8 protein-coding genes are annotated in these 12,194 nt (G+C 72.4%); all 8 read right to left on the bottom strand.

Features of this window, described 5'->3' with window-relative positions; all coding sequences use genetic code 11:
• Positions 1-188: 188 nt before the first annotated feature.
• On the bottom strand, positions 189-2,084 hold the full coding sequence (locus ACFFGY_RS05540) for a response regulator (RefSeq protein WP_377043422.1): 1,896 nt from the start codon (positions 2,082-2,084) through the stop codon (positions 189-191).
• Complete coding sequence (locus ACFFGY_RS05535; protein WP_377043421.1) at positions 2,081-3,853, bottom strand: response regulator; 1,773 nt, start codon at positions 3,851-3,853, stop codon at positions 2,081-2,083. Before ACFFGY_RS05535 ends, ACFFGY_RS05540 begins: the two co-directional genes overlap by 4 nt.
• On the bottom strand, positions 3,850-4,986 hold the full coding sequence (cheB, locus tag ACFFGY_RS05530; protein ID WP_456316148.1) for a chemotaxis-specific protein-glutamate methyltransferase CheB: 1,137 nt from the start codon (positions 4,984-4,986) through the stop codon (positions 3,850-3,852). The genes ACFFGY_RS05535 and cheB overlap by 4 nt, the downstream gene beginning before the upstream one ends.
• Positions 4,983-7,445, bottom strand: a complete 2,463-nt coding sequence (locus ACFFGY_RS05525) for a hybrid sensor histidine kinase/response regulator (protein ID WP_377043420.1) — start codon at positions 7,443-7,445, stop codon at positions 4,983-4,985. The genes cheB and ACFFGY_RS05525 overlap by 4 nt, the downstream gene beginning before the upstream one ends.
• A gap of 77 nt (positions 7,446-7,522) precedes the next feature.
• A complete protein-coding gene (locus ACFFGY_RS05520) occupies positions 7,523-9,190 on the bottom strand; it encodes a methyl-accepting chemotaxis protein (protein WP_377043419.1) in 1,668 nt (555 codons plus the stop codon).
• Between the two features lie 5 nt (positions 9,191-9,195).
• Complete coding sequence (locus tag ACFFGY_RS05515) at positions 9,196-9,780, bottom strand: chemotaxis protein CheW (RefSeq protein WP_377043418.1); 585 nt, start codon at positions 9,778-9,780, stop codon at positions 9,196-9,198.
• A 1-nt stretch (position 9,781) separates the two neighbouring features.
• A complete protein-coding gene (locus tag ACFFGY_RS05510) occupies positions 9,782-11,305 on the bottom strand; it encodes a CheR family methyltransferase (RefSeq protein WP_377043417.1) in 1,524 nt (507 codons plus the stop codon).
• A complete protein-coding gene (locus tag ACFFGY_RS05505; RefSeq protein WP_377043416.1) occupies positions 11,298-11,900 on the bottom strand; it encodes a chemotaxis protein CheW in 603 nt (200 codons plus the stop codon). The genes ACFFGY_RS05510 and ACFFGY_RS05505 overlap by 8 nt, the downstream gene beginning before the upstream one ends.
• Positions 11,901-12,194: the final 294 nt, after the last annotated feature.

The following is a 12,194-nucleotide window of genomic DNA, read 5'->3' as shown; positions in this document are numbered from 1 at the left end:
AACATGGACAGCCGGCCAGTACGCAACGACAAACACAGCTCGCGCTCGCGCGACACGCCCGCCCAGACCCAACCGGACAGAACAGGGCGAGCCATCCCACACCCGCCCGCACCAACTCTAAGGCTGCGCCAACGCCACAACAGCCCGCATAAGGCATCGCGCTAAGAGCGGCATAAAGCCAAAACGGCTCAGCCCTTGCTCATGACCTCCAGGATCTTGTTCTGCAGGTTCTCTTGCGTGAAGGGCTTGTGCATGATTACGAAGCTCCCAGGCAGTCCGCCGAGCTTCGCGAAACCGGTCATCAGCAGCACCGGCAAGCCTGGCCAGCGCCGACGCACCTCTTCGGCCAGCTCACTGCCCGACATGCTCGGCATCGCGAGATCAACGATGATCAGGTCCAGGCCGGGCCGCTCGCCGATCTGATGGAGCGCGCTGCTGCCATCCTCAACCGCGACGACGCGGTGGCCGAGTTCCCTCAGGAAAGCGACGGTCACCTCACGCACCGCCGCATCGTCGTCCACGACAAGGATGTCGAGGCTGCCGATGGGATTGTCGCCCGCACCCTGTTCCTCGTTTTCCTTCCTGCTGAGCGCCGACGCCCGCGAGGACGGAAGGAACAGCTCCACCGTGGTGCCGACGCCCTCGGTGCTCTGCATGCGCACGGCGCCGCCTGCCTGCCGCATGAAGCCGTAGACCATGGACAGGCCCAGCCCTGTCCCCTTGCCGACATCCTTGGTGGTGAAGAAGGGTTCGAAGGCATGACCGAGCACGTCCGGCGACATGCCTTGTCCTTCATCCTGCACCGTGACCACGACGTAGCGTCCCGCTGACAGGTCGCTCGCCTCTCCCTCGCCCACCAGCAGGCCGCGCGTTTCCACCAGGATCCTGCCGCCGCCCGGCATCGCGTCACGCGCGTTGATGCACAGGTTCAGCAGGGCAAGCTCGAGCTGACCCGGATCGATCCGCGCGAAACCGGCCTCGGCGGCCAGCCGCGTCGTCACGCTCACCAGCCCACCCAGGCTGCGCAGCAGCAGGTCTTCCATTCCCACGATCAGCGCGTTGACGTCGACATCCTGCATGTCGAGGTCCCGCTGCCGGGTGAAGGAAAGAAGGCGCTGGGTCAGCGTCGCACCGCGCTCGGCCGCGCGCGTCGCGTTGTGGATCTGACGCCGGAGACGGCCATCTTCTTCTGGCAGGCGGCGTGAGGCGAGCTGCAGGTTTCCGATCACTGCGGTCAGCAGATTGTTGAAGTCATGTGCGATGCCACCCGCCATGGTGCCGAGCGCCTGCATCTTCTCCGCCTGCCGCACACGGCCCTCGAGCTCCCGCTGCTCGGTGACGTCGTGCTCCACCGTGGCCAGGAACTCCACCTTGCCGTTCTGCAGGATCGGGACGCGCCGGATGGACAGGAAGCGCGCTCCGCCTTCGCCCTCTTCGCTCGCAACCTCCTCCGTCGGGCGGGCGTCCCGGAACACGGCCCGGTCGGCGTCGCGGCGGGTCGTTGCGTCCAGCCCGGCCAGGTCCTCCTCGCGCTTGCCCAGGCTGCTGCGCGGGTCGCTGCCGAGGCTGGCGGCCTTGGCGGCGTTGAGGCGGATGAAGCGCCCCTGCGCGTCCTTGAAGGAGATGCGGTCGGGGGAATGGTCCAGCAGCCCGTGCAGGAGGCTGCGCTCCTTCTCCAGCGCGCGCGCGAGGCGCCAGCGCTCATGCGCGCCGCTCACCATGCCGCGCAGTGCCACGGGGTCCCAGGGCTTGGGCGAGTAGCCCGCGATGCGTCCCTTGTTCAGCGCCGAGACCACGGCGTCCAGGTCCGCGTAGCCGGTCAGCAACAGGGCTTCCGCCCGCGAATGGGCGCGTGCCGCCGCGAGCATCTGGTCGCCGTTCATGCCCGGCATCCGCTGATCCGAAAGGATCACCGCCACGTCCGGATGCCGGTGCAGCAGCGACAGCGCCTCGCTGGGCGAGGTCGTGGACAGGACCTCGTAATCGTCCTCGAACAGGTCATACAGGGCCGTGACGATTTCCGCCTCGTCGTCGACCAGCAGTATCGTGCCGCGCTCCTCGCCGGCCGTCATTCCTTCACTCATCGCCGTTCATCCTGTGGCGGATCGCGTACCAGAATGGGATCGGATGGGCCAGTGACCGGGATCGTGGTGGTGAAGCGCGCCCCGCCCGCGGGACCGTTGTCCACCGTGATGGTGCCCTTATGCGCCTGAACGACGTTGTAGGCTATGGCGAGGCCGAGGCCGGTGCCGGAACCGGTCGGCTTGGTGGTGAAGAAGGGCTCGAAGATGCGCTCGCGCAGCTCTTCCGACACGCCAGGGCCGGTGTCGCTGACCTCGATGACGTAGTCTCCGCCGTCCTGCCGCGTCCTGATCGTGATGCTGCCGATGCCCTCGATCGCGTCGGCCGCGTTGCTCACGATGTTCATCACCACCTGGTTCAGCAATGCCGGCGAGCAGAAGAGGGTGCGGGGTGCCTCGAGCTCCAGCACCACGGAGATACGGCCCGACAGCTTGTGGGTCAGCAGCGTCACCACGGTGCCGATCGCTTCCGGCACGTCGACCTGCTGGAAGCCGCTGTCTTCCAGGCGCGAGAACTTGCGCAGGTTGAGCACCAGCTCGCGGATCCGCTCCAGCCCCAGGGTCATCGACTCTGCGCGCCGTCGCCCTTTTTCCAGCAGCGCCAAGCCGGCGGCGTTGCTTTCCAGCATCGGGCCGAGCTGCAGCAGGACGCGGTTCACCGTTCCCTGGTGCGCCAGGATAAAGGCCAGAGGATTGTTGATCTCGTGCGCGATCCCCGCCACCAGCTCGCCCAGCGAGGCCATCTTGGCGGCCTGCACCAGCTTCGCCTGGGTGTCGCGCAGCTTCTGGTTGGCGGCTTCCAACTCCGTGCTGGCGCGCGCCAGGGCTTCCGCGATGGCAGCGCGGCTCTCGGCCGCCGCGGCCTCGGCCTGGGCGCGCACCACGGCGAGTTCCCGCGCCCGTAGCTCCCCGCCGATGCGCCGGTTCTCGTCCTGCAGCAGCTTGCGGCGTACCACCGCGCGTACGCGCAGCCGCAGCGCATCCGCGCCCGAGGTGGCCGGCAGGAGGTCGTCCGCCCCGGCCTCGAAGGCGGAGGCCAGCAGCGTGCCGCCGCTCATCGCCTCACCGCTCAGCCCGATGATCTGGAACGGCGAAGCGGCGGCGAGGTCGCCGCGCCGGGCGTCGAGCTCCCGGCACAGCGCCATGCCGTCGAAGTCGAGCCCCGTCATGTTCAGCACCACGCAGTCCCAGCCCGGCCCGTCTGAGCCTTCGCGTAGCCTGTCCAGCGCCGCCTCGGGCGAGGCCACAGCCTCCACGGTGTAGCCGTCCTGGCGCAGCAGCTGGGTCAGCCAAAGGCGGCGGGTCGCGCCGGCCTCCACCAGCAGGATCGCCGCCCGCCGGAACGAGGTGCCCATGACGTCGCCGCCGAGATCCGCCTTGACGCCGCTGCGCAGCAGGGCCCGGACCCGCAACTGGATGACATCCCGCCCAGCCGACTTGGACACGTAGGCATCGGCGCCGCTTTCCAGCCCCTGGCGTTCGAGGTCCTGTTCCTGCGCGTCGGTCAGCATCAGGACCGGCAGGGCCCGGGTCCGGACGTTCATCCGCAGGCGGCGCGACAGCTCGTCGCCGTTCATGCCGGGCAGGTGGTAGTCGGCGATCACCAGGTCCGGCAGGGTGCCGTTCAGGTGCTCCAGCGCTTCCTCGGCGGTGCCGGCGCGCTGCACCGAGAAGCCTTCCGCTTCCAGCAGCCGGCGCAGCTGCAGGGCCTGGGTCTCGGAATCCTCCACCAGCAGGATGCTGGCCGGACAGGGGAGGTGCGCCTCGCTCATGGCCGCAGCTCCCGCACGGCGCCGGCCGGCACGAGGCGCAGGAGGCGCGAGGCCACCATCTCCAGCGGCAGGCTGACGGAGACGCCACCCATCCGCACCGCCGCCGCCGGCATGCCGTAGACCACCGCCGTGCTCTCGTGCTCCGCCACCGTGAAGCCGCCGGCGCGGCGAAGCTCCGTCAGCCCCTGGGCGCCATCCTCCCCCATGCCGGTCAGCAGCACGCCCGCGGCGGCGGGGCCCGCGACGCGGGCCAGCGATTGGAACAGGAGGTTGGCGGAGGGCCGCTGCCCGCCCACCGGCGCCTCGTCCAGCAGCCGCAGCGTTCCGGCGGGCGAGAGCACCAGGTGGCGGTCTCCCGGTGCCACGTAGACGTGGCCGGGCAGGGGGCGCTCACCCTCCGGAGCGATGCGCACCGTCATGGGCACGATCCCGTCGAGCCAGCTGGCGAAGCCTTCCATGAACGGTGCGCCCATGTGCTGCACCAGCAGCACCGGCACGGGGAAGTCGGCGGGCAGGCTGCCCAGGATGCGCGCCAGCGCGGGCGGTCCGCCGGTCGAGGCGGCCATGCCCAGGATGGAAGGGTGGCGCTGGGGCATCGCCGCCGACTCGGTCACCGGGCGCGCCGCCGGCTCCGCCTGCCCGATCGGGCGGCGCCGGATCACGGGCACCTGGCTCATGATAAAGAGCTGCGTGCAGATCGTCTCGGCCACCGCGGCGTAGTTGCGGCTGGAAAAGCCGATGGGCTTTTCCACCACCGACAGGGCGCCAACGCGCAGCGCGTTCATGGAGATGCGCAGCGAGCTGTCCGCCACCGCGTCCGACACCACCACGATCGGGGTCGGCTGTTCCGCCATGATCCGCCGCGTGGCCTCGAGCCCGTCCATGCCCGGCAGGCGGATGTCCATGGAAATGACGTCGGGGCGGATGCGGCGCAGATCCCGCAGGGCTTCCTCGGCCGAGGCCACGGCGCCGGCCAGTGCGAGGCGCGGGTCCTGCGCGACGATATGGGCCAGCAACTGCCGCACCACCGTCGAATCCTCGACGATCAGGACGCGCACCGGGTCACGCGTGCGGCCGCCCACGGGGCCACCCATGGGGCCACCCAGGGGCGCCTGCGAGCCGCGGCCGCTCATAGCAACTGCCCGATGGTGGCCAGCAGCTCCCGCTGGTCGAAGCGCTGCTTGGTCAGGTAGGCGCCGGCGCCGAGCTCCAGCCCGCGCCGCACGTCCTCGGGATCGGCGCGCGAAGTCATCAGGATCACCGGCAGGCTGGCCAGCAACGCGTCCGCCTTGATGGCCTGCAGCAGGGCGAAGCCGTCCATGCGCGGCATCTCCACGTCCGCCAGCACGAGGTCCACCACCGCCTCGCCGCCCCGCAGGAGGTTGAGCGCTTCCAGCCCGTCCACGGCCAGCGCGACGCGGTAGCCCTGCGCTTCCAGGATGCTGCGCTCCAGCGTCCGGGTGGTGATGCTGTCGTCCACCACCAGCACCGTGGTCTGCCGCGACACCGCCCGGGGCGAGGCCTCGGCGGGGCTTGCGGCGAGCCCGAGCTCCGCCGCCGCGCCATGCGCTTCCAGCCGCGTCCAGCGCTCCACCAGGCCCTCGGGCCGCAGCAGCGGTGCCGCCGTCATGTCGTCGAGCATCACCACGCCTGCAAACAATTCCGGATCCACCCCTGGCGCGTCGAGCGGTCCGACCAACAGGGTTCTCACATCGCGCAGGCTATCAACCGCCAGCAGGCACCGGCGGTTGCCGCGCCTCAGCAGCACCGCCTGGATGACACCCACCCCCACGAGGTCCGCGGGGGGCAGCCCCAGGAGCGCCGTGAGCGCGACGAGCGGCACCACGACCTCCTGCCCATCCAGGGTGAGCCGCGCGACGCGGTGGGGACCGGAAACCTCGACCGCCGCGACCGACAGGTGGAGCAGCCGCTCCGCGCCGTAGCTCGGCAGCGCAAAGGTGCTGCCGCCCGCCTGGAACAGCAGCACCGGCTGCCGCGCGGCGGAAAAGGGCACCGCGATCACCACCTCCGTGCCGCCCCGCACCCCAGCCTGTACCCCGCGCCGGGGGCGCAGCTGGACGTTGCCGCGCAGGGCGCGCACCGCCTCGGCCACCACCGACAGGCCCATGCCGCGGCCGGACAGGCGGTCCACCTCGCCCGCGGTGGAGAAGCCGGGCTCGAACACCAGTTCCAGCAGCCGGTCCTCGGGCGGGGGCGGCGCGTCATTGGCGCGATGGGGCAGAAGGCCCTGCCGCACCGCGGTTTCCTCGATGCGGAGGAGGTCCGGGCCGGCGCCGTCGTCCCAGACTCGCAGCACCAGCTGCCCGCCGCGCGAGGCGACGTGCAACCCGACCTCGCCGCGCTCGGGCTTGCCGGCCGCGCGCCGCGCCTCGGGGCTTTCGCGCCCGTGGCCCACGGCGTTGCGCAGCAGGTGCAGCAGCGGGTCCTTCAGGCTTTGCAGCACGGCGCGGTCGGCCTGCTGGTCCAGCCCTTCGAGCCGCACCGCGACCTCCCGTCCTTCCGAGCGCGCGAGGTCGCGCACCGTCCGGGCCAGCGAGCCGAGCACCGCTTCCGCCGGCACCAGCGACAGTTGCTCGACCGCCGTGCGGAGGCGGCGGGCGGACTGGTGCAGCGCCCAGCCGATGCCGCTGCCATCACGCGTGAGCGCGGCGAAGTGCCGCGACAGGGCGGCGAACCGCGCGTCGAAGCGCCCCGCCGGCGTGGCGGCGGAGGCGGCGCGATCCGCGGCCGCGGCAGGGTCGCGCAGCTGCGGCTGGACCTCGCCCCATTGCCGCCGCAGCGCCCGCAGCTCCTGGCCGAAGCGCAGGATCGCGGCGTTCATCGCTTCCTGCCGCTGCAGCATCGCCGAAAGCTCGTGCATGGCGCCCGACAAGGCATCCACCTGCGCCGCGCCGATGCGGAGGTACTCGCCCGGCCCGGCGTGGCCAAGGGCGGGCGCCTCGGTCGCCGGACCCGCGGCCGGTGCTTCGGCGGGTGGCTGCGCGGTGTCGGTAGCCGTGGCCGGTGCGGCAGGGGCTGGCGGCCTGCCCGATGAGGAGCTGCCCGATGAGGAGCTGCCCGATGAGGAGCTGCCCGATGAGGAGCTGCCCTGTGTGGCATCACCCCGTGTGGGAAAGCCCTGTGGGGAACTGGCCGGCGGGGGACTGCCGGGTGGAGGACTGCCAGCCGGCGGATCGCCCGCCCGGCCGGCGCCGCCGTCCAGCAGCCCGTCGAGCGCCTCGGTCAGCCCCACCGGAAGCGCCGCCCCGGCCCCGCCTTCGGAAAGCGCCGACACGTGGCCTTCGATGGCGTCCAGCGCTGCCGAGACCACCGCCGCGGCCCCGCCCCCCAGCACCGCACTGCCGTCGAGCAGCCGCGCGAAGAAGGCCTCGAGCCGGTGCGCCACCTCCTCCACCACCGGCAGGTCCACGGCGCGCGCCGCGCCCTTGAGGCTGTGCACGCGGCGGAAGCCGTCGCGCAGGTCGAGCGGCTGGCCGGCCTCGGCCGCGTCCAGCAGCCGGCGGATGACCTCCAGGTGTTCCCGGTACTCGACCGCGAAGGCGGCCAGCAGCTCCGCGCGGAAATCCTCCACCCGCCCGCTCCGTCAGCGGCCGGGCGAGGGGATGGCGCGGGCCGCGCGTCGGCCGGCCAGGGGACGCAGCGCGGCCATCAAAGGCGGTAGCGCTCGGCCAGGGTGAGCAGCTGCTGCGACAGGTGGCTCAGGTTGGCCGCCGCGCTGTCGAGCTGGCGCGTTCCCGCAGCGGTCTGCTGGCTGGCCTGCCGGATGTTCCCCAGCGCCCCCATCACCTGCTCGATGCCCAGCTGCTGCTGGTTGGTGGAGGCCACGATCTGCTGGAAGGTGTGCACGCTTTCCTGGATCGACCCGGTGATCTCACGGATCGTGTCCTGCGTGGTGTCGGTGCGCCGCTTGCCGGCGGCCACGCGCTTCACCGCCTCCTCGGTCAGCATCACCGAGGAATTGATGCCGCGCTGGATGTCGCCCAGGATCGAGCGGACCTGCGCCGTCGCCTCCTTGGCCTGATCCGCCAGGCTCTTCATCTCGGAGGCCACCACCGCGAAGGAACGGCCCTGCTCACCCGCCGCCGCGGCCTCGATCGCGGCGTTCAGCGCCAGCAGGTGCGAGCGCTCGGAGATGTCGTTGACGGTGGTGATGATCTCGCTGATCGCCTGCGTCTTCTCGCTCAGCGCCACGATGTTGCCGGCCACCGCCTCGGCCTGCTCGCGGATCGCATCCATCGCCACGATCGTCTGGTCCACCGCGCGCAGGCCCGCCGCGCTGGTCTGCGCCGCCGCCTGGGCGGAGGCGATCACCTCCTGCGCCCGCTTGCCGATCTGCGTGCCCGAATGAGTGATCTCGTCCGCCGTGGCGGCGGTTTCCTGCACCGCCGCCAGCTGTTCCTCGACGCCCGCCGCCTGTTCCTGGGTGGAGGCGCGGATCTCGGCCGCCGCGGCGTTGAGGTTCTCGGTGGCCTCGCGGCTCTGCCGCGAGAGTTCCCGCAACCCATCGACCATGCTGTTCAGGGTCACGCCCAGCCGGCCGATCTCGTCCGTGCCGGTCTTGGCGGGCGCGCCGGACAGGTCACCATGGCCGACACGCTCCACGAAGGACATGAAGGCGCCGAGCGGCGCCACGATGGAGCGCCGGGTGGCGGCCGCCAGCAGGAGGCCGAGCACGACCGCCACCGCCAGCACCGCCATGACCGAAACGCGGCTGTCCTCGTAAACGGTGCCGACGCCGCGCTGCCCGGTGTCCAGGGCCTCGTCGAGGGCCGTGTCGCCCCGCTCCAGCGCGGCGTCGAGTGCGGCGGAGGTTGCGGTGATCGGCTGCGAGGCGGCGAGGACGCGGTCGAGGTCGTTGTCGCGGATGGCGCGGAACTGCACCCCGGTCTGCGTGCGCAGCTGCACCAGCAGGTCGCTCGCCTGCGCCAGGGCCTGGGTCAGCTGCACCCAGGACTGCGAGCGCGCTTCCGAGACGGACTGCGTGCTGAAGCGCTGCGCCTGGTTGCGCGCGGTGGCCAGCGCGGCCTCGGTGCGCGCGGCCGCCTCGGACCAGGCCTGGGTCGGGTCCTCGCCGCCGGGCTGGCGGTTGAGCGAGCGGAGCAGGAACTGGTTGACCGCGCTGGAGCGCGCGTCACGCAGGCCCATGCGCTGCTCGCGGATGTTGTCGAGCTGCCGCATCATCGCGACGTCGCGGGTCACGATCGTCTGCGTCGTGTCGCGCACCGTGGCGAGCTGGCTGAGGCCGTAGCCGCCCAGCCCCGCCATCAGGACGATCAGGACGGCGAAGCCGAGAAGGATGCGATTGGCGATCGACACGCGGATCAGGCTCCAGGCAGCGAAGAGGCGTGGGGGAAATCAAGCAGGCGCGCGTCATCCAGCACCGACACGAGCGCCGGGGGAAGCCCGGCCGCGTCCGGCACCGTGCCGCGGAAGCGCAGCGGCGCTTCGAGGGGGGCGGCATCCGCCAGCGGCACGACCCGCTCCACCCGCAGGGCGCGCGTGACGCGCAGCGCCAGGCGCCGCTCCTGGCTGCCCTCGACGCGGCGGAGCATCAGCAGGTGCCCGCCGGCCTCGGCGGTGAGCCCGGCGGGCGGCTGCCGCAGCAGCGCCACGCCGAGGTCCACCACGCAGAAGAAATGGCCCATTCGCCCGATCAGACCGAGGACAGCGGGCGGCGTTCCGGGCAGCGGCGTGATCGTGGCGGGGGGCAGCACCTCGGCCACGCGGTTCAGGGCAAGCCCGAACAGCTCGCCGCCCACGTCGCACAGCAGGACCGGCAGGCCCGCGGGCTCCGCCGCCACGCCGTCGCGGCGCCGGGCGAGCTTCGCCGCGCGCTCGTCGAGCAGGCGCTCGCGGCGCAGTGCCTCGGCCGCAGGGTCGGCCGCGGGAAGGAAACGAAGCGGCATCTCAGCGCCTCCGCATGCCGGCGGCCGCGGCCGTGCCGGACTGGCCGCCGGATTGGCCAAGGTGGAGCTGCGCGGTGGCGTAGAGCCCCGCCGCCGTCATGCCGTCCGCTTCCGCGAGCGCACCTTGCGCCGGCAGCGCCCGCGCGATCCGCGCCGCGCCGGCGATCCTGCGCCGCCCGGCCTCAGTCCTGCCGCAGGTCAGCAGCAGCAGCCCCAGCTGGTAGTGCGCCATGACGAAGCCCGGATCGAGGTAGAGGGCCCGCCGGAACGCGGTCTCGGCATGGGTCTCCTCGCCTTGTCCCCAGGCGGTCATGGCGTCGTAGTAGTGCAGCGCTGCACAGTCGGGGTGCCTCGCCAGCCCCTCCCGACAGGCGGTCCGCGCCGCGTCCAGCGTGCCGTCGTCGGCCAGCGCCCGCACCGCGCGCACCATCTCCTCCGCGCTTTCCGGCATGGTCGCGGACGCGTCCGCCGGCGCCAGCTCCGGCGAAGCCGCATCGCGCTGCTCGTCGTGCCCTTCTGCAACAGGCGCCGCGACGACGACAGGTTGGCGGGGCGACAGCGGCAGCGCCGGCAGGGGCGGCGTCGCTGCGGGCGGAAACTCCGGCGCGTCGGGGGGCGCGACCGTTGAGGCAGCGCCGCCCGGCCGGTAGGCCACGGTGCCGGGCAGTGCCTCGACCTTCAGGAAGGCGGCGAAGGCCAGGTTCGGCTCCGCGTGGCCGAGCAGCATCCATCCTTCCGACGAGAGCCTTTCGCCCAGCGCGCGCACGATCCGGGTGACCACTTCGTGCTGGAAGTAGATCAGCACGTTGCGGCACAGGATCAGGTCGAACTCGCTGAACTGCAGCGGCATCGAGGGGCCGAGCAGGTCGAGGAGGTTGGCGCGCTCGAAGCGCACCATGCCGCGGAACTGCGGGCGCAGCTGCCAGGACCGGCGGTCCGCCGAGGCGATGAAGTCGCGCTCCCGCTCCTCGAGCGACATCGTGCGCAGCGCCCAGTCGCCGAAGCGGGCCTCGCGCGCGGTGCGGAGGAACTCCTCGTTGATGTCGGTGCCCAGGATGGAGCAGCGCCACTCCGCGAGCCTGTCCCCGAGGAGCTGGTGCAGCAGGATCGCCACGGAATAAGGCTCCGCCCCCGTGGCGCAGCCGGCGCTCCAGATCCGCAGGCGGCGGGTCGCGGCGTTGCGGGCCAGGATGTCGGGCAGGATGGTGTCGCGCAGGGCGGCGAACTGCTCAGCGTAGCGGAAGAAGAAGGTTTCGCCGATGGTGATGGTGGCTTCCAGCGCCCGCCATTCCGCCGGCCCGTCCCGCTCATCCTCGAGCCGGCGGAGGTAGCTCTCGCTGTTCGCGGCGCCGGTGGCGCGCATCCGCCGCAGCACGCGCTCCCACAGCAGCGAGTCCTTGTCCTCGTAGTAGTGGTGCCCGGTGCGGGCGATGATCCGGCGCTTGAGCGCCGCGAACCCGGCGTCGGGCGGCGGCAGGCGCGCGGCGGCGGAGACCGCGGGCAGTCCGGCGGCGCGTTCAGCCATGCCGATCCGCCGTCCAGGCGCCCAGCCGGCGCTGCGCGTCCTGCTCCAGGGCCAGCAGCGTCCTCCGCTCGCGCGCCAGCAGCAGGCGCTCGGCGGACAGGAGATGCGTCAGCGTGGCGCCGTCCTCGACCACCGCCACCACGCAGCCGTTCAGGCTGTCGCCTTCGGGCACGGGGCGCAGCGCCGTGGCCGGCACAGCACGGACATCCAGCACGCGGTCCACCAGCAGGGCCAGCCCGTTGGGGGCGCCGGCGGCGGGCACGGTCAGCAGGATGTGCCGGTACAGCTCCGCCGCTTCATTCCTGGGGCTTCCGGCCGGAAGCTCACCGCGTCGCGCATTCCCGTCCGGCCCGTCGGCGCCAGGAGCCGCGTCATCCGGTTCCAGGAGCGGCCCCAGCCGCAGCACCGCCTGCGCCGCGCCGCCCAGGTCGAAGAAGCCCGCCACGAAGCGCGGCATGCCCGGGGGTTGCGAAAGCCGGGGCAGCGGCAGGAGTTCCCGCACCTCCGCCCGCCGCAGCGCGCAGCGCCGAGGGCCCAGCCGGAAGAACACCAGGATTTCGCCGGTGTCGGGCGCTGCGGGGGAGGGGAGCGGCAAGGGGATCGTCCAGGGGCGGCGGGGGCAGCGCCCGCTCCGAGGCGCTTCTCAAGGAAGCGGACATCCTAGCAAGGATGCTGTCGGGCAGCCAGGAGACCTCCTGGCTGATCCGCGCCCAGGGCCGCGTCCAGAGCCCTGCCCGGCCACGCCGGTGCCGCGCCTCCCGACGCCCGCCACGGTGCGTCGCGGGCGCGACCGGCCGGCCAACGGTTCACCGGACGGGGGCACCGATGCCGGCGCGGGCCGTTCCGTCGGCGGGTGAGGGTGGGACGGTCCGGCGGCCGGGGCGCGGGT

Source organism: Roseomonas elaeocarpi, from assembly GCF_042433915.1.
Lineage (GTDB): Bacteria > Pseudomonadota > Alphaproteobacteria > Acetobacterales > Acetobacteraceae > Roseomonas > Roseomonas elaeocarpi.
The sequence above is the reverse complement of the archived record's forward strand: the minus strand, read 5'-3'. Positions and strand labels throughout refer to the sequence as shown.

Bases quoted from the DNA above. Each gene is read 5' to 3' on its own strand.
- ACFFGY_RS05540 (WP_377043422.1), bottom strand. From the start codon at position 2,084: ATGAGTGAAGGAATGACGGCCGGCGAGGAGCGCGGCACGATACTGCTG.
- ACFFGY_RS05535 (WP_377043421.1), bottom strand. From the start codon at position 3,853: ATGAGCGAGGCGCACCTCCCCTGTCCGGCCAGCATCCTGCTGGTGGAG.
- cheB (WP_456316148.1), bottom strand. From the start codon at position 4,986: ATGAGCGGCCGCGGCTCGCAGGCGCCCCTGGGTGGCCCCATGGGTGGC.
- ACFFGY_RS05515 (WP_377043418.1), bottom strand. From the start codon at position 9,780: ATGCCGCTTCGTTTCCTTCCCGCGGCCGACCCTGCGGCCGAGGCACTG.
- ACFFGY_RS05510 (WP_377043417.1), bottom strand. From the start codon at position 11,305: ATGGCTGAACGCGCCGCCGGACTGCCCGCGGTCTCCGCCGCCGCGCGC.